The sequence below is a fragment of the Cellulosimicrobium sp. SL-1 genome (assembly GCF_011033075.1).
In the GTDB taxonomy this organism is placed as follows: Bacteria; Actinomycetota; Actinomycetes; order Actinomycetales; family Cellulomonadaceae; genus Cellulosimicrobium; species Cellulosimicrobium funkei.
Map to the genome: position 1 here is coordinate 279,445 of NZ_JAACJC010000005.1, position 17,251 is coordinate 296,695.

Here is a 17,251-nt window from a genome sequence, read left to right on the forward strand (position 1 = left end):
CTACCGGGCGGAGCCCGCCCTCAGATCCAGCCGTGCCGCCGCGCGGCGTGCGCGGCCTCGTGCCGGTTCGCGGCACCCAGCTTGGCCGCCGCGGACGAGAGGTAGTTGCGCACCGTGCCGGGCGCGAGGTGCGCGCGGGTCGCGATCTCCTCGACGGGGGCGCCGTCGGCAGCGAGCTCGAGCACGTCGGCCTCGCGCGGCGTGAGCGGGCTCGCGCCCGCGGCGATCGCCTCCGCGGCGAGCTCCGGGTCCACGTACCGGCCGCCGTCGCGCACCTGGCGCACGACGTCCGCGAGGACGCGCGCCGAGACGGTCTTCGGCAGGAAGCCCCGCGCCCCCGCCTCGAGCGCGCGCTTGAGGTAGCCCGGGCGGCCGTGGCTCGTGACGATGACGACGCCGCACGACGGCAGCTCGCCGGCGAGCCGCTGCGCGACCTCGACGCCGTCGAGCCCCGGCATCTGGAGGTCGAGCACGGCGACGTCGGGCCGGAGCTTGAGCGCGGCGGCGACGGCCTCGGGGCCGGACGCCGCCTGCGCCACGATCTCGAGGTCGTCCTCGAGCGCGAGGAGCGACGCGACGGCGTCGCGGATGAGGTTCTCGTCGTCGGCGAGGAGGATGCGGATCACGCCGGGGTGGTCCTCTCGGGGAGCGGGGACGGGGACGAGCGGTGGGGCCGGGTGGCGTCGGGCACGCGGGCCACGAGCCCGAAGCGGCCGTCGTCGACCCACGTCTCGAGGCGACCGCCGGCGCCCTCCAGCCGTTCGCGGAGCCCGACGAGGCCCGACCCGCCGCCGGTGCGCGGCGCCGTCGGGACGCCGTCGTTGACGACCTCCACGACGCTCGACGCCCCGTCGCGGTGGACCGTGATGGTGCACGTGCGCGCGGTCGAGTGCCGCACGACGTTCGTCACGGCCTCCCGGACCGCCCACGCGAGCGCCTCCTGCGCGTCCTCGCCCACGGGGGTCTCGTCGCCGTGCACGGTCGTCTCGATCCCGGCGGACCGCAGGACGGACCGCGCCCCGGCCAGCTCGGCGCCGAGGTCGGCCGTGCGGTAGCCCGCGACGACGGCGCGCACCTCGCGCAGCGCGTCCTGCGCGATGCGGCGGACCTCGAGCATCTGCTCCTCGGCGCCGGGGCGGCCGCGGGCCGCGAGCTCCGCCGCGAGCTCGCTCTTCACGGCGACCACGGACAGCGTGCGGCCGAAGACGTCGTGCAGGTCGCGCGAGAACCGCAGCCGCTCCTCGGCGACGGCGAGGCGGGCGTGGAGCACGCGCGTGCGCTCCTGCTCCCACACGACGCCGAGCATCCAGACCGAGGCGCGGTACGAGCCGAAGACGCCGAGCAGCATGACCAGGACCGAGAGGCCGAGGCCCACCGCGATGCCCGCCGTCCGCGCCGTCACGGGCCCGGTGCCCATCCACACGGAGCACCCGGTGACGACGGCGAGGACCAGCGCGACGAGCGCGACCCGCCGGAACGTGAGCAGGGGGACGAGCGCCAGCACCCCGTAGCCGAGGCCCAGGAGCAGCCCGTAGTAGCGACTGCTCGCGGCGACGTCGTCGACCCCGTCCACGGGGAAGGTGCCGACGGCGAGCGCGGCGACCGCGATCGAGAGGACCCCGAGGAGGGCGAGCAGCACCGGGTGGACGCGGCGTCCGCCGAGGAAGTGCCCGATCCCGGCGCGCAGCACGAGGATGCAGACGACCGCGTGCACGAGGACGAGCGCCAGCCAGAACCGCGCCACCGACGGGTCGAACGTCGGGTCGCTCCCGATGAGGGCGAGCGCGATGAAAGGCTCGGTCCCCGAGAGGAAGTAGAGCGACCATCGGGTGTAGGAGTCGAACCGTTCGGGGCCGGTCCGACGGCTCCACACGTCGAGGAACGTGCGCGGTCGGGTGATCACGACGCCCAGCCTCGCACGCGGACCGCGTGCGAGGCCGTGACAGTCGTCATGAGGTGGGTGCCCCGGGCACCCGTGGACGGCTCAGTCCCGGCGAACGTCCGCGCCGAGCGCGACCAGCTTGTCCTGGAAGTTCTCGTAGCCGCGGTCGATGAGGCTGATGCCGCGCACGGTCGACGTGCCCTTCGCGGCGAGCGCGGCGATGAGGTGGGAGAAGCCGCCGCGCAGGTCGGGCACCTCGATGTCGGCCGCGGTGAGCGGCGTCGGGCCCGAGATGACCGCGGAGTGGTGGAAGTTGCGCTGCCCGAACCGGCAGTCGCGCCCGCCCAGGCACTCCTTGTAGACCTGGATGGTCGCACCCATGCCGCGCAGCGCGTCGGTGAAGCCGAAGCGGTTCTCGTACACCGTCTCGTGCACGATCGACAGGCCCTTGGCCTGGGTGAGGGCCACGACGAGCGGCTGCTGCCAGTCCGTCATGAAGCCCGGGTGCACGTCCGTCTCGAGCACGATCGGCGACAGGTCGCCGCCCGGGTGCCAGAACCGGATGCCGTCGTCCTGGACGTCGAACCGGCCGCCGACCTTGCGGAAGGTGTTGAGGAACATCATCATCTCGGGCTGCGTCGCGCCCTTGACGGTGATGTCGCCGCCCGTCGCCAGCGCGGCCGACGCCCACGAGGCCGCCTCGATGCGGTCACCGAGCGCGGTGTGCGTGTAGCCGTCGAGGCGGTCGACGCCCTCGATGCGGATCACGCGGTCGGTGTCGACCGAGATGATCGCGCCCATCTTCTGGAGCACCGCGATGAGGTCCATGATCTCGGGCTCGATCGCGGCGTTCGCGAGCTCCGTGATGCCCTCGGCGCGCACGGCCGTCAGCAGGAGCTGCTCGGTCGCGCCCACCGACGGGTACGGCAGCGCGATCTTCGTGCCCTGGAGGCGACGCGGGGCACGGATGTGGATGCCGTTCTCCCGCTTGTCCACCACCGCGCCGAACTGGCGCAGGATGTCCAGGTGGTAGTTGATCGGCCGGTCGCCGATCCGGCAGCCGCCCAGGTCCGGGATGAACGCCTCACCGAGACGGTGCAGCAGCGGGCCGCAGAACAGGATGGGGATGCGGCTCGAGCCCGCGTGCGCGTCGATGTCCGCGACGTGCGCCGACTCGACGTTCGACGGGTCCAGGTCGAGGATCCCTGCGTCCGGGTCGGACTTCACGGTGACGCCGTGCAGCTCCAGCAGCCCCGTCACGACGCCGACGTCGCGGATCTGCGGCACGTTGCGCAGCACGCTCGGCGACTCCCCCAGCAACGACGCCACCATCGCCTTCGACACGAAGTTCTTCGCGCCGCGCACGGTGATCGTCCCGTCCAGCGGGGTCCCGCCGTCGACGTACAGCACATCCTTCATGAGCTCTGGTCGCCCTCTCGCCAAGCCGGTGGTCGTGGTGCCCCTGCGGGCAGGGGCCCGCGTGCGGGGCCGCGGACGGCCGTTCCGCGCGCGCGGGTCCCGTGCGTGCCAACGTGCGGCACCCGGAGATTATTCACCCCCTGCGGGGGTGCTCGCCGCCGAACGGACGGCGGCGGCCGTCCCCGACACGTTACTCCCCGGTACGTCCGCGCGGGACGAGCGCCCAGAACCGCGAGACAGAGCCTCGATCGCGCGAGGTAGAGCCCCGGTCCCGCGAGGTAGAGCCGTGGTCACGACCACGCCTCTACCTCGGCGGACCGGGGCTCTACCTCGGCGGGGTGCGTAGCCGGGTCAGACGGCGGTCGCGTCGAACGCCGCGACGTACCGGTCGATCTCGGCGAGGTAGGCCGCGCGCTGCGAGTCGCCGAGCCACGACGCCTCGAACGAGTTCCTCGCGAGCTGCACGACCTCCTGCGTCGTGAGGCCCGCCGCCTCCGCGAGCGCGACGTAGTTCTCCGCGACGTAGCCGCCGAAGTACGCCGGGTCGTCGGAGTTCACGGTGACGCGCACGCCCGAGCGCAGCAGGCCGGCGATCTCGGTCGCCTTCATGTCGTCGGTGACGAACGAGTTCGAGATCGGGCACGTCGTGAGGCCCAGCCCGCGCTCGCGCACGACGTCGACGAGCGCCGGGTCCTCCACGACGTTCGTGCCGTGGTCCACCCGGTCCACGCCGATCTCGTCGAGCACGGTCCGGATGTTGTCGATGCTGCCGACCTGGTCGATGTCGCAGTGCATCGTCAGCCGGTACCCGAGCTCGCGGGCGCGCGCGAACACGTCCGCGAACTTCTGCGGCGGGTTGTCGCGCTCGTCGGAGTCGAGCCCGACGCCCAGGATCTTGTCGCGGAACGGCACCGACGCCTCGAGCGTCTCGGCCGCGCTCTGCGCGGAGTGGTCGCGCAGGAAGCACAGGATGAGGTGCGCGTCGATGCCGTGCTTGCTCGGCGCCTCGGCCGCGGCGCGGTGGTACCCGGTCACGACCGCCTCGAACGGCACGCCGCGCGACGTGTGCGCCTGCGGGTCGAAGAACATCTCGGCGTGCTTCACGCCGTCCGCCGCCGCGCGAGCGAGGTAGGCGTCGGCGAGCTCGTAGAAGTCGTCCGCGGTCTGCAGCACCTCCATCGCCGGGTAGTACACGGCGAGGAAGCTCGTCAGGGAGTCGAACGCGTACGTCGCGCGCACCTCCTCGACCGTCGACTGGCCGATGTCGATGCCGTTGCGCTGCGCGAGGCGCAGCTTGAGGTCGGGCTCGAGCGTGCCCTCCAGGTGCAGGTGCAGCTCGGCCTTCGGCAGGCCGGTGACGAACTCGCGGGTGGGCGTCGTGGGCGCGGGCATGGGTCTCCTTCTCGGTCGGTGTCCCCCGGGACCATCTTCTCCCGTGCACGACGACGGCGGCGCACCCGGGTGGGTGGCCGCCGCCTCGTGCGCGCCGGGGGACGGGAGAACCCGTCAGAGCAGCCGACCTCCGGTCACGCCGATGCGGTCACCGGTGATGTAGCTCGACTCCTGCGAGGCGAAGAACACGTACGCCGGCGCGAGCTCGGCCGGCTGCCCGGCGCGGCCGAGCGGCGTGTCGGCACCGAACTGCTCGACCTTCTCCTCCGGCATCGTGGCCGGGATGAGCGGCGTCCAGATCGGCCCGGGCGCCACGGCGTTGACGCGGATGCCCTCGGGCGCGAGCTGCTGCGCCAGCCCCTTGGTGAAGTTGAGGATCGCCGCCTTGGTGCTGGCGTAGTCGAGCAGCGGAGGGCTCGGGTCGAACGCCTGGACGGAGGTCGTGTTGATGATCGCGCCGCCGCTGGGCAGGTGGTCGAGCGCCGCCTGCGTGATCCAGAACAGCGCGTAGACGTTCGTCTTGAGGACCCGGTCGAGCTGCTCGGTCGTGATCCCCCGCAGCCCGTCGTCCTGCGCCATCTGGTACGCGGCGTTGTTCACCAGCACGTCGAGCCCGCCGAGGCCCGCGACGGCGTCCGCGACGAGCTGCCGGCAGAACGCCTCGTCGCGGATGTCGCCCGGCAGCAGCACGGCCGTGCGGCCCGCGTCCTCGATCCACCGGGCCGTCGTGCGGGCGTCCTCCTCCTCTTCCGGGAGGTACGAGATCGCGACGTCCGCGCCCTCGCGCGCGAACGCGATCGCGACCGCCCGGCCGATGCCCGAGTCGCCGCCGGTGATCAGCGCCCGCTTCCCGTCGAGCCGGCTCGACCCCCGGTAGGTGGTCTCCCCGTGGTCCGGCTCCTGCGACATGTCGCCCGTGCGTCCCGGCGGCTGGAGCTGGTCCGCGGGCTGCTCCGGCTGCGGCTGCTGCGTCGTGGGGTCCTGCGGCGTGGTCTGGTCGGACATGAGCAACTCCCCTGTCGTCGTTCGGCGGAACGTCCAGCATGGGGGCGTCCGCGCGCGCTCGCAGCGCGCCCGCCCCGTGCGCCGACGACGAGCGCCCTGGTCCGCCGAGACCGGACCCACGCGGTACGCGAGCCCGACGGCCTGCAGAGCCCGGCCGCGAGCTGCTCGTGCACCTCTCGCTCGCGCCGCGTCAGCGCACGCACGACCTCACCCACGGAGCCCGCTAAGGTACTTCGCATGCGAAACGACAGCCCGGCGACGGTGGGCTCCGACGAGCTGCGGATCCAGATCCCGGCGGGCGGCTGGGTCGTCGGCACGGTGCGCAAGCCCGCCGAGGAGTCCCCCCGCGGTGTCGTGGTGATCCACCCCGCGACGGCGGTCCCCGAGCGCCTGTACACGGGGTTCGCGGAGTTCCTCGCCGCCCACGGGTACGTCGTCGTCACCTACGACTACCGCGGCACGGGCCGGTCCGGCAGCCCCCGCGACCACCGCGGCCTGCGCATGCGCGACTGGATGGCCGACGACGTCCCCGCGGTCGCCGCGTGGGCCCGCCCGCGGTTCGGCGACGTGCCCCAGCTCGCCGTCGGGCACAGCATCGGCGGGCACGCGCTCGCGCTCGGCAAGGGCTCACGGGGCCTGGCCGGGTTCGTCACGGTCGCGTCCCACGTCGCCGCGACGTCCGCGATCCCCGACCGCGCCGAGCGAGCGCGCGTCCGACTGATCCTGCGGGCGCTCGGCCCCGCGACGGCCCGGGCGCTCGGCCACGTCCCCGGCCGTCGTCTGAGCCTCGGGGAGGACATGCCCACCGCCGCGATGCTCGAGTGGAGCCGCTGGTCGACCATGCCGGGCTACTTCTTCGACGACCCGACCATGCGCGCCGCCGCGGACGCCGCACGCGTCACGGGCGACGTCCTCGCCGTCGGGTTCACCGACGACCCGTGGGCCACCCCCGCGCAGATCGACGCGATCACCGACCGCCTCACGGCCGCCCACGTCGAGCGCCGCACCTGGAGCCCCGCCGACGGCGGCGTGGAGGCGATCGGCCACCTGGGCTTCTTCCGCCGCGGCCTGCGCGACACGCTCTGGCCCGAGCTCCTCGCCTGGCTCGACGCCCGCGCCGCGGCCGCCCCGTCCCAGCAGGACGGGAACGTCCACTTCCCCGCCAGGAAGCCGCGACGATGACCGGCAGCCCGCCGCGGCTGGTGTTCCTCACCACCGCGGCGGAGCGCCAGATGCGGCGCTGGATCGCGCGCCGCGGCAGCACGCGCACGACCGGGGACGGCGGCCCGGGGCTCGGGGCCGCCGCCGCCGGCGTGCTGCTGCACCTCGCCGCCCACCCCGGCGCGACGATCGGCGAGGTGACGGCCGCGCTGCAGGCCTCTCCCGCCGGCACCAGCGGCCTGCTCGCCCGCATGGAGCGCGCGGACCTCGTGCGCCGTCGCCCCGACCCCGACGACCGCCGCACCGTCCGCCTGGACCTCACGCCCACCGGCACCGCGGCGCTCGACGACGTGCGCGCCGCGCTCGCCGAGCTGAACGACCGCCTCACCGAGGGCTTCACCCCCGACGAGCTGGTCACCGTCGCCCGCTGGCTCGAGCACGTGACGCGGACGCTCGCCTAGCTGCACCGGCGGATCGTCTGCCTCCGCTCCGAGGGCGCGCGAGGGCACGTCGTCCCCCGGCGTGCGCACGGGCACCGGACAGCACGAGGCCCGGACCTGGAACAAGCAGGTCCGGGCCTCGGCTCGGGTGGTCGCCCGCGCGGGCGACCGCGTCTGACGGGTCAGAAGTTGATCATGTGCCCCGCGAGGCCGTGGATCGACTCCTGGACGGCCTCGGACAGCGTCGGGTGGGTGTGCACGTTGCGCGCCACCTCGTTGACCGTGAGGTCCCACTTCTGCGCGAGCGTGAGCTCGGGCAGCATCTCGGAGACGTCGGGGCCGATGAGGTGGCCGCCGAGGAGCTCGCCGTAGGTCTCGTCGGAGATGAGCTTGACGAAGCCGACCGGGTCGCCGAGGCCGTGCGCCTTGCCGTTCGCCATGAACGGGAAGGTCGCGACCTTGACCTGGTAGCCCTCGTCGCGCGCCTGCTGCTCGGTGAGGCCGAAGCTCGCGACCTGCGGCTGGCAGAACGTCGCGCGCGGCATCATGCGGTAGTCGCCGAGCGTGAGCGTCTCGGCGCCGCCGATGGTCTCGGCCGCGACGACGCCCTGCGCCTCCGCGACGTGCGCGAGCATGAGCTTGGCGGTGACGTCGCCGATGGCGTAGATGTGCTCGACGTTGGTGCGCATGACGTCGTCGATCGCGATGGCGCCGCGCTCGGTGAGCTGGACGCCGGTGTTCTCCAGGCCGAAGCCCTCGACGTTGGGCGCGAAGCCGACGGCCATGAGGACCTTGTCGACGACGAGCTCGCCCGGCTTGTCGTCCTTGACGCCCTTGTAGCTGACGGTGACGCCGTCGGCGCCGTTGTCCTTGACCGTCTGGACGGCGGTCGAGGTGAGCAGGTTGACGCCGAGCTTCTTGTACTGCTTGGCGATCTCCTTCGACACGTCGGCGTCCTCGTTGGGCAGCGCGCGGTCGAGGAACTCGATGATCGTCACGTCCACGCCGTAGTTCTTGAGGACGTAGGCGAACTCCATGCCGATCGCGCCCGCGCCGACGATGGCGATGGAGCGCGGCAGGTCGCGCGTGAGGATCTGCTTCTCGTACGTGACGACGTTCTCGGACAGCTCGACGCCCGGGAGCAGGCGCACCTTCGAGCCGGTCGCGATGATGACGTTGTCGAACGTCACCTGGTCGGTCGAGCCGTCGGCGAGCTTCACGTCGAGCGTGTGCGCGTCGCGGAACGTGCCGCGGCCGTCGTACTCGGTGATCTTGTTCTTCTTCATGAGGAAGTGCACGCCCTTGACGCGCCCCTCCGCGACGGTGCGCGAGCGGTCGAACGCCGCGCCGAAGTCGAAGCTGACCTCTCCGGAGATGCCGAAGGTCTTCGCGTCGTGCTGGAAGATGTGCGCGAGCTCGGCGTTGCGCAGGAGCGCCTTGGACGGGATGCAGCCCACGTTGAGGCACACCCCACCCCAGTACTTCTCCTCCACGACCGCGACCGACAGACCCAGCTGGGCTGCACGGATCGCGGCCACGTAACCACCGGGACCTGCACCGAGGACGACGACGTCGTAGTGGGATGCCATGGCCTCAAGCCTACTGGCGCAGCATCGGCCGTGGCGCGCCCGCGTGCGCGACGTCCGCCACACCGCCGGGGCCCCGAGCACGGGGTGGGCGACCGGAATCGCCTCGATCCGGTCGCCGGTCCCGTGCTCGGCGCCCCGGCGCCGGCGGGTGCGGTCCTGCGACGCGTGGTGGGGGCGGAGTCGCTACGATGCTGCGGCCGCGTCCACTCGACCAGCGGGCCCGTGCGCGGCGACACGGGCCGGCGCACGGAGCACCCACCCATGGCCTTCGGACTCGCTGCCCTCCTGGACGACATCGCGGCGTTCGCCAAGCTCGCGGCCGCCTCGATCGACGACGTCGGCGCGGCCGCCGGGCGTGCGAGCGCGAAGGCGACGGGCGTCGTCATCGACGACACCGCCGTCACGCCCCGCTACGTCGAGGGTCTGGCAGCCAAGCGCGAGCTGCCCGTCATCAAGCGCATCGCGACGGGGTCGCTGCGCAACAAGCTGCTCTTCATCCTCCCGGCGATCCTGCTGCTGAGCCAGTTCCTGCCCTTCCTGCTCACGCCGCTGCTCATGCTCGGCGGCACGTACCTCGCGTTCGAGGGCGCGGAGAAGCTGTGGGAGCTCGTCTCGGGCCGGCACCATGCCGAGGTCGAGACGAAGACCGAGAAGAAGGCGGTGGACGAGGACTCGGTGGTGTCGAGCGCGGTCCGCACCGACTTCATCCTCAGCGCGGAGATCATGGTCATCGCGCTCAACGAGGTCGCCTCGGAGAACTTCTGGTCGCGTCTGATCATCCTCGTGATCGTGGCGATCCTCATCACGGTCCTCGTCTACGGGGTCGTGGCGCTCATCGTGAAGATGGACGACATCGGCCTGCACCTCGCGAAGCGCGACACGCCGTGGGTCCAGTCGTTCGGGCGCGGGCTCGTGGGCGCGATGCCGAAGGTCATGTCCGTCATCTCGATCGTCGGGATCGTCGCGATGCTCTGGGTGGGCGGGCACATCCTGCTCCAGGGCACGTACGACCTCGGCTGGCACGGCCCGTACGACGTCGTGCACCACCTCGAGCACGCGGTGACCGGCGTCGCGGGCGTGGGCGGGTTCCTCGGCTGGCTCGTCAACACGGCGTGCTCCGCCGTCGTCGGGATCGTGGTCGGCGGCGTCGTGGTCCTCGTGACGCACCTGATCCCGCGCCGCAAGCATGGCGAGCCCGCCGCGACGGAGCCGACGACGCCGGACGGCCCGGCCCCGACCGCCGGCTGATCCCGCTCCGGGCCGAGCCGCCTGGTTGGATGAGGCATGGACTCCGGCACCTGGACCAGCATCGGCCTCGTCCTGCTCTTCATCCTCGTCGGCGGCGTGTTCGCCGGGACCGAGATCGCGCTCGTCTCGCTGCGCGAGAGCCAGGTCGCTCGCATCGAGAAGCAGTCGGCGCGCGGCGCACGGGTCGCGGCGGTCGCGCGTGACCCCAACCGCTTCCTCGCCGCCGTGCAGATCGGCGTGACCGTGGCGGGCTTCTTCTCGGCCGCGTACGGCGCGTCGACGCTCGCGCCGGACCTCGCGCCCGCACTCGAGGACCTGGGGCTGTCGAGCGGGCTCGCGGACACCGTCGCGCTCGTGGGGCTCACGCTCGTCATCGCCTACCTCTCCCTGGTGCTCGGCGAGCTCGTGCCCAAGCGCATCGCGCTCCAGCGCTCGGCGGGCGTCGCGCTCGTCGTCGCCCCTCCCCTGGACCGCTTCGCGACACTCATGCGGCCCGTCATCTGGCTGCTGTCGCGCTCGACCGACGGCGTCGTGCGGCTGCTCGGCGGCGACCCCACGGCGCGCAGCGAGGAGATGAGCGAGGAGGAGCTGCGCGAGATCGTGCTCGCGCACGAGTCGCTGCCCGAGGACGAGCGCCGCATCCTCGACGACGTGTTCGCGGCGGGCGACCGTTCGCTCGCCGAGGCGATGACGCCGCGCGGCGAGGTCGCGTTCCTCGCGGCCGACACCCCCCTCGCGGACGCCGCAGAGACGGTCGCGGCGGGCCCGTACTCGCGCTACCCGGTGACGGGCGACGACTTCGACGACGTCGTCGGCTTCCTCCACGTGCGCGACCTGCTCGGCCGGGACTGCCCCGACCACCCGCCGACGGACCCGACGACGGGGCGCGCCCTCACCGTGCGCGACGTCGTGCGGCCCATCCTCGCGCTGCCCGCGACGAACACCGTGCTGCCCGCGATGTCGCAGATGCGGCGCGAGGGCGTGCACATCGCGGTCGTCGTCGACGAGTACGGCGGCACCGACGGGATCGTCACGCTCGAGGACCTCGTCGAGGAGCTCGTGGGCGACATCCGCGACGAGTACGACGCCGACGAGCCGTCGCCCGCGCGCGAGCACGGCGCGACGACGAGCGTCGACGCCGGACAGACGATCGAGGAGTTCGCGCGCCGCACGGGCGTCGAGCTGCCCGACGGCCCGTACGAGACCGTCGCCGGCTTCGTCCTGGCGGAGCTCGGGCGCCTCGCCGTCGTGGGCGACCACGTCGACGCGGACGGCTACCGGCTCACGGTGACCGACGTCGCGCGGCGGCGCATCGTGCGCGTGGACGTCGTCCCGCTCCCCTGACCGCTGAGCGCACGACGCTGAGTGCGGGAAACAGTCGCGTCCCGGCACCTCGGACGCGACTTTTTCCTGCACTCAGCGGTGTGGGTGGGGCCGCGTAGCGTCGGGTGGATGAGCGCAGCGACGACGGAGACACGGTCGGGGATCAAGGTCGGGGTGGTCGGGAGCTTCGGCTCCGCCGCCCAGGTGCTGGAGATGGCGGTCGGGGCGGAGGACGCCGGCTGGGACGGGTTCTTCTCGTGGGACGGGCTGAGCCTGCTGTCGATGCCGGTCGACACGTTCGACCCGTGGGCGGTGCTCGCCGCGGCGGCGGTCCGGACCGAGCGGATCACGCTGGGCGCGATGGTCTTCGCGCTCCCCCGCCGCAAGCCGTGGGAGGTCGTGCGCCAGGCGCTGACCGTCGACCACCTGTCGGGCGGTCGCCTCGTGCTGCCGGTCGGCGTGGGCGTGCTCGACGACGGCGGCTTCTCCGCCGTGCCGGGCCAGCAGCAGTCGCTGCGCGAGCGCGCCGAGCTGCTCGACGACGCGCTCGCCTACCTCGACCGCGCGTGGACCGGCGAGCGGTTCACGTTCGAGGGAACCCACGTGCGGACCGGGGAGATGCAGTTCCTGCCGCGCCCGGTCGAGCGCGCCGTCGTCGGCCACCACGTGCCGGTCTGGCCGGTCGGCGTGTGGGACGCCGAGCGCCCGCCGGTGCGCTCGCTCGACCGCACCCTGCGGGCCGACGGGATCGTGCTCCAGCTCCGCGGCGACCGCGGCTTCGACGTGCCCACGCCCGACGACGTCTCCGCCCTCGTCGGCTGGCTCACCACGCGTCGCGTCGAGCTGGGCCTCGACGCGGCCCGGCCGTTCGACGTCGTCGTCCAGGGCGAGCTCCCGGCGGACCGCTCCGCGGCGGCCGAGCAGCTCGCCGGCCTCGCCGACGCCGGAGCGACCTGGTGGGTCGAGTCCCGCTGGAACCCCGAGACCGCGACCCCGGAGTCGCTGCTCGCCGCGATCCATGCGGGCCCGCCCCGTCCCTGAGCAGGGACGGGGCGAGGCGACGCACGCACGGGCTCGGCCGCGCGACGTGTCGGCGACACGATCACGGGCGGGCTCTGGGGTGGTGACGACGGGTCGTGGCGGGCCTGGCGGGAGCAGGGCGAGGGACGAGCCCTGCGGATGGTAGACCCGTCGTCACCACCCCAGAGCCCGCCCCCGGCCCCGCGTCGCAGAACCGTTAGCCGACGGGCCGCGCCGCCTCGATCTCGACCTTGGGCAGCGTCTTCGCCGGCAGCGTCTTCGGGCGCCACGACGCGCGCGTCGCCTCGAACGCGGAGATCTCGTCCTCGTGCTGGAGCGTGAGGCCGATGTCGTCGAGGCCCTCCATGAGACGCCAGCGCGTGTAGTCGTCGATCTGGAACGGCACGGTGACGTCGAGCGCCGACGCGGTGCGGGCGACGAGGTCGACCGTCACCTCGGTGCCCGGGTTGGTCTCGAGGATCTTCCAGAGCAGCTCGACGTCCTCCTGCGCGACGATGCCCGCGACGAGGCCCTGCTTGCCGGAGTTGCCGCGGAAGATGTCGGCGAAGCGCGACGCGAGGACGACGCGGAAGCCGTAGTCCTTGAGCGCCCAGACGGCGTGCTCGCGCGACGAGCCGGTACCGAAGTCGGGTCCGGCGACGAGCACGGAGCCCGCACGGTAGGCGTCCTGGTTGAGGACGAACGTGGGGTCGCCGCGCCAGGCGGCGAACAGCGCGTCCTCGAACCCGGTGCGCGTCACGCGCTTGAGGTAGACGGCGGGGATGATCTGGTCGGTGTCGACGTTGCTGCGGCGCAGCGGGACGCCGACGCCGGTGTGGGTCGTGAACTTCTCCATGGCAGGAACCTCTTCGGGTCTTCGGGGCGACGGGTGGGGCAGCGCGGCGCGGGTGGCTCAGACCTGCACGAGGACGCGCGGGTCGAGCGGCGCGAGCGGCGTGCCGTCGAACGACGTGATGTCGGTGCCCTCGGGCAGGTCGAGGTCGCTCAGCGAGGAGAGCGTGCCCCGCAGCGCCGTGGCCGCGGCCACGAGCGGCGACACGAGGTGGGTGCGGCCGCCCTTGCCCTGGCGCCCCTCGAAGTTGCGGTTCGACGTCGAGGCGGCGCGCTCGCCCGGCTGGAGCTGGTCGGGGTTCATGCCGAGGCACATCGAGCAGCCGGCGTTGCGCCACTCCGCGCCGAAGTCGAGGAAGATCTGGTCGAGACCCTCGGCCTCGGCCTGGAGGCGCACGCGCGCGGACGCCGGGACGACGAGAACCCGGACGCCGTCGGCCTTCTTCTTGCCCTGCACGACCTTTGCGACCGAGCGCAGGTCCTCGATGCGGCCGTTGGTGCACGACCCGATGAACACGGTGTCGACGGGGATCTCGCGCAGCGGCTGGCCGGGCGTGAGGCCCATGTACTCGATCGCACGCTCGGCGGCGACGCGCTCGTTCTCGTCCGCGATCTGCTCGGGGACGGGCACGGTCGCGGAGATGGGCAGGCCCTGGCCGGGGTTGGTGCCCCACGTGACGAAGGGCTCGAGGTCGGACGCGCGGAGCGTGACCTCGGTGTCGAACACGGCGTCGTCGTCGGAGCGCAGCGTGCGCCAGTACTCGACGGCCGCGTCCCAGTCCGCGCCCTCGGGCGCGTGCGGGCGGCCCTTGAGGTACTCGAACGTCGTGTCGTCCGGGGCGATCATGCCGGCGCGCGCGCCCGCCTCGATCGACATGTTGCAGATCGTCATCCGCGCCTCCATGGAGAGCTTGCGGATGGCCTCGCCGCGGTACTCCAGGACGTAGCCCTGGCCGCCGCCGGTCCCGATCTTGGCGATGATCGCGAGGATGATGTCCTTGCTCGTGGCGCCGGGCGGCAGCTCGCCGTCGACGTTGATCGCCATGGTCTTGAACGGGGCGAGCGGGAGCGTCTGCGTGGCGAGCACGTGCTCGACCTCGGACGTGCCGATGCCGAACGCGAGCGCACCGAACGCGCCGTGCGTCGAGGTGTGCGAGTCGCCGCACACGACCGTCAGGCCGGGCATGGTGAGCCCGAGCTGCGGCCCGACCTGGTGCACGATCCCCTGGTCGGCGTCGCCGAGCGAGTGGATGCGGACGCCGAACTCGCGCGCGTTGTTGCGCAGCGTGTCGATCTGCGTGCGGCTCGTGAGGTCCGCGATCGGCAGGTCGATGTCGAGCGTCGGGGTGTTGTGGTCCTCGGTCGCGATGGTGAGGTCGGGGCGGCGGACCGGGCGGCCCGCGAGGCGCAGCCCCTCGAACGCCTGGGGGCTGGTGACCTCGTGCACGAGGTGGAGGTCGATGTAGAGGAGGTCGGGCGACCCGTCGGCGCCTCGTCGCACCAGGTGCGCGTCCCAGACCTTCTCCGCCAGCGTGCCGGCCATGTAGCTCATCTCCTCGTCGTCTGTCACGGTCCTCCTGGGGGGTACGGAGAGCCGCCTGGGTCGATGGTCCGCCGTCCGGCATCCTGCCGGGGAAGACGTCCAGCGGGTGGAACATCCGTGCCGGACTTGCATCTCAGTGCGTGAGACGTCAATATCGACCTATGGACAATACTAGCGGAGTCGGAGTGCTGGACAAGGCGGCCTCCGTCCTGGGCGCCCTGGAGTCCGGACCTGCCACCCTCGCCCAGCTCGTCACGGCCACGGGCCTGGCCCGCCCGACGGCGCACCGCCTCGCCGTCGCCCTCGAGCACCACCGCATGGTCGCGCGCGACATGCAGGGCCGGTTCGTCCTCGGCCCCCGGCTCAACGAGCTCGCGACGGCGGCCGGCGAGGACCGCCTGCTCGCCGCCGCGAACCCCGTGCTGACCGCGCTGCGCGACCACACGGGCGAGAGCGCCCAGCTCTACCGCCGCCAGGGCGACCACCGCATCTGCGTCGCGGCCGCCGAGCGCCCCGTCGGCCTGCGCGACTCGATCCCCGTCGGCGCGACGCTCACCATGAACGCGGGCTCCGCCGCCCAGGTCCTCCTCGCGTGGGAGGAGCCGGACCGGCTGCACCGCGGGCTGCGCGAGGCCGTCTTCACCGCCACGATCCTCTCCGGCGTCCGACGCCGCGGGTGGGCCCAGTCCGTCTCCGAGCGCGAGCTCGGCGTCGCGTCGGTCTCCGCGCCCGTGCGCGGCCCGTCGGGCCGGGTCGTGGCCGCCGTCTCCATCTCGGGCCCGGTCGAGCGCCTGAGCCGTCAGCCCGGGCGGCTGCACTCCGGCTCGGTCGTCGCCGCCGCGAACCGCCTCACCGAGGTGCTGCGCCGCGCCGGCGAGTGAGGACGGCGACGCCGGCCCGCACCGGGCCGGCGTCGGCGTGCCGCGGGCCGCAAACGGGACGCGCCCTGTCAAAATGTCCCCGGCTGCTGCCATGCTGTGCGTGCCCGACGCCCGGACAGCGCAGCGGTCGCGGGGGCGACCGCTGACCGTCCGATCCCGAGACACGAGGAGTTCCGATGCACCCGAAGCTGAAGGCCGCCCTGATCTGGGTCCTCGTGATCTTCGCCGTGTACGCGATCGTCACGAGCCCGGACCGCGCGGCCGACATCGTCGAGGGCATCTGGGACGTGATCGTCGGGGCGTTCCGCTCGATCGGCCAGTTCTTCAGCTCGCTCCTGGACTGACCGTGGCCCGCGGCGGACCTCGCAGCAGGATCCTGGACCGCTACGTGCTCAACGGCGAGCGGGTCGTCATCGCGACGCGCCACCACTGGGGGATGCTCCTCGAGCCCGTCGCGACCACCGTCGCGGGGGCGGTCGCGATCGCCTGGCTCGTGGTGCAGGCCGGCCCCGCGGTCGGCGACGGCGTGCTCGTGCTGTGGTGGCTGTGGCTGATCCTCGCCGCCCGCCTGGTGTGGAAGGTCTTCGAGTGGCGCAACGAGTGGTTCGTCGCCACGGACAAGCGCCTGCTCCTGCTCTACGGCCTCATCACGCACAAGGTGGCGATGATGCCGCTGACCAAGGTGACGGACATGAACTACGGGCGCTCGCTCGTCGGGCGCGTGCTGGGCTACGGCCAGTTCCTGCTCGAGTCCGCCGGGCAGGACCAGGCGCTGCGCCAGATCGACTGGGTCGCGCACCCGGATCGGACCTACCGCCTGCTGTGCGACACGCTGTTCATCCCGGGCGTCCGCCCGGGCGGAGCGCCGGCCGGCCCGGGCGGGGCCGCCGCGACGACGGGGGGTGCGCTGCCCGCGACCGTGCCGCCGCCCGCGCCGCGCCCGCCGCAGCCTGCCGAGCCGCTTCCGGTCGAGCCCGCGCCCGCGTGGGACGGACGCAGCCCGGCCGCCACGACCCCGCCTCCCCCGGCACCGCTCCCGTCGGACCCGCGGGTCGTCGTCGTGCCCGGCCGGTCCGCCGGCGCGTCGAGCGGGCCCACCCAGCCGATCCCCGTGACCGGCGACGCTCACGCGGCGCGGGACGCCGCGCGTCCCGACGGCCCGCCGGCGGGGCCCGGCGAGGACGAGCAGGGCTGGACGGTCTCCGGCGAGCACCGCGCGACGTACGTGCCGGTCACGCCCCCGCGGCCGTCGTCGACGCCCATCCCGAAGCCGTACGAGCCCGGCCCCGGGCGCGACGGCGCGCCCTGACCGGCCGCACCACCCACCACCCGGTAGCAAAGGCCCCGAGGTCGACCTCCGCGGGGTCTCGCACGCCACGCGACGTGCGTCACACTCAACACCGGCCAGGCCCGCCATCGATCGACGAGCGGCCAACGGGCGCACGGAAGAAACGACGAAGGCCCGGTCACCGTGATGGTGACCGGGCCTTCTTCTG

The 17,251-nt window shown here is 73.2% G+C and carries 16 protein-coding genes; 8 read left to right on the forward strand and 8 right to left on the reverse strand.

What is annotated here, in order from left to right; genetic code table 11:
- Nucleotides 1–20: 20 nt before the first annotated feature.
- From GWJ10_RS09800 to GWJ10_RS09820, 5 genes are all read right to left on the reverse strand, one after another.
- Nucleotides 21–626, reverse strand: a complete 606-nt coding sequence (locus tag GWJ10_RS09800; RefSeq protein WP_043654878.1) for a response regulator transcription factor — start codon at nt 624–626, stop codon at nt 21–23.
- Complete coding sequence (locus GWJ10_RS09805; protein WP_163187146.1) at nt 623–1,903, reverse strand: histidine kinase; 1,281 nt, start codon at nt 1,901–1,903, stop codon at nt 623–625. Before GWJ10_RS09805 ends, GWJ10_RS09800 begins: the two co-directional genes overlap by 4 nt.
- 81 nt (nt 1,904–1,984) lie before the next feature.
- Entirely contained in the window at nt 1,985–3,301 is a 1,317-nt protein-coding gene (gene murA / locus GWJ10_RS09810; protein WP_021481138.1) for a UDP-N-acetylglucosamine 1-carboxyvinyltransferase, read from the reverse strand.
- Nucleotides 3,302–3,652: 351 nt separating this feature from the next.
- Entirely contained in the window at nt 3,653–4,693 is a 1,041-nt protein-coding gene (locus GWJ10_RS09815) for an adenosine deaminase (protein ID WP_043654883.1), read from the reverse strand.
- A gap of 114 nt (nt 4,694–4,807) precedes the next feature.
- Nucleotides 4,808–5,698 carry an SDR family oxidoreductase gene (locus GWJ10_RS09820; RefSeq protein ID WP_163187148.1) on the reverse strand — a complete coding sequence of 297 codons (891 nt, stop codon included), beginning with the start codon at nt 5,696–5,698 and terminating at the stop codon, nt 4,808–4,810.
- Nucleotides 5,699–5,935: 237 nt separating this feature from the next.
- Here GWJ10_RS09820 and GWJ10_RS09825 point away from each other — a divergent pair, with 237 nt between their 5' ends.
- Nucleotides 5,936–6,880, forward strand: coding sequence for an alpha/beta fold hydrolase (locus GWJ10_RS09825; protein WP_163187150.1), 945 nt, complete (start codon nt 5,936–5,938; stop codon nt 6,878–6,880).
- Nucleotides 6,877–7,320, forward strand: a complete 444-nt coding sequence (locus GWJ10_RS09830) for a MarR family winged helix-turn-helix transcriptional regulator (protein ID WP_163187152.1) — start codon at nt 6,877–6,879, stop codon at nt 7,318–7,320. Before GWJ10_RS09825 ends, GWJ10_RS09830 begins: the two co-directional genes overlap by 4 nt.
- A gap of 161 nt (nt 7,321–7,481) precedes the next feature.
- On the opposite strand, the gene lpdA is transcribed toward GWJ10_RS09830, so the two are convergent.
- A complete protein-coding gene (lpdA, locus tag GWJ10_RS09835; RefSeq protein ID WP_034654525.1) occupies nt 7,482–8,888 on the reverse strand; it encodes a dihydrolipoyl dehydrogenase in 1,407 nt (468 codons plus the stop codon).
- A gap of 261 nt (nt 8,889–9,149) precedes the next feature.
- On the opposite strand from lpdA, the gene GWJ10_RS09840 reads away from it, so the two are divergent.
- From GWJ10_RS09840 to GWJ10_RS09850, 3 genes are all read left to right on the forward strand, one after another.
- On the forward strand, nt 9,150–10,136 hold the full coding sequence (locus GWJ10_RS09840; RefSeq protein WP_163187154.1) for a DUF808 domain-containing protein: 987 nt from the start codon (nt 9,150–9,152) through the stop codon (nt 10,134–10,136).
- A gap of 36 nt (nt 10,137–10,172) precedes the next feature.
- Nucleotides 10,173–11,480 carry a hemolysin family protein gene (locus GWJ10_RS09845; RefSeq protein ID WP_163187156.1) on the forward strand — a complete coding sequence of 436 codons (1,308 nt, stop codon included), beginning with the start codon at nt 10,173–10,175 and terminating at the stop codon, nt 11,478–11,480.
- Between the two features lie 108 nt (nt 11,481–11,588).
- On the forward strand, nt 11,589–12,500 hold the full coding sequence (locus GWJ10_RS09850; protein ID WP_241005738.1) for an LLM class flavin-dependent oxidoreductase: 912 nt from the start codon (nt 11,589–11,591) through the stop codon (nt 12,498–12,500).
- A gap of 196 nt (nt 12,501–12,696) precedes the next feature.
- Here GWJ10_RS09850 and leuD read toward each other — a convergent pair whose 3' ends face one another.
- Together leuD and leuC are read right to left on the reverse strand one after the other, a co-directional pair.
- The gene (leuD, locus tag GWJ10_RS09855; protein ID WP_034654518.1) at nt 12,697–13,335 is read right to left on the reverse strand and encodes a 3-isopropylmalate dehydratase small subunit; all 639 of its coding nucleotides are present in this window, start codon (nt 13,333–13,335) and stop codon (nt 12,697–12,699) included.
- 57 nt (nt 13,336–13,392) lie between these two features.
- Nucleotides 13,393–14,874, reverse strand: coding sequence for a 3-isopropylmalate dehydratase large subunit (gene leuC, locus GWJ10_RS09860; protein WP_061266852.1), 1,482 nt, complete (start codon nt 14,872–14,874; stop codon nt 13,393–13,395).
- Nucleotides 14,875–15,035: 161 nt separating this feature from the next.
- Here leuC and GWJ10_RS09865 point away from each other — a divergent pair, with 161 nt between their 5' ends.
- The 3 genes from GWJ10_RS09865 to GWJ10_RS19605 all read left to right on the forward strand — a co-directional run bounded on the left by GWJ10_RS09865 (nt 15,036) and on the right by GWJ10_RS19605 (nt 17,064).
- Nucleotides 15,036–15,755, forward strand: a complete 720-nt coding sequence (locus GWJ10_RS09865; protein WP_034654517.1) for an IclR family transcriptional regulator — start codon at nt 15,036–15,038, stop codon at nt 15,753–15,755.
- A 176-nt stretch (nt 15,756–15,931) separates the two neighbouring features.
- On the forward strand, nt 15,932–16,099 hold the full coding sequence (locus GWJ10_RS09870) for a hypothetical protein (RefSeq protein WP_163187158.1): 168 nt from the start codon (nt 15,932–15,934) through the stop codon (nt 16,097–16,099).
- 2 nt (nt 16,100–16,101) lie between these two features.
- Nucleotides 16,102–17,064: a PH domain-containing protein gene (locus tag GWJ10_RS19605; RefSeq protein ID WP_241005739.1), complete on the forward strand. Its 963-nt coding sequence runs from the start codon at nt 16,102–16,104 to the stop codon at nt 17,062–17,064.
- The last annotated feature ends 187 nt before the right edge of the window (nt 17,065–17,251 follow it).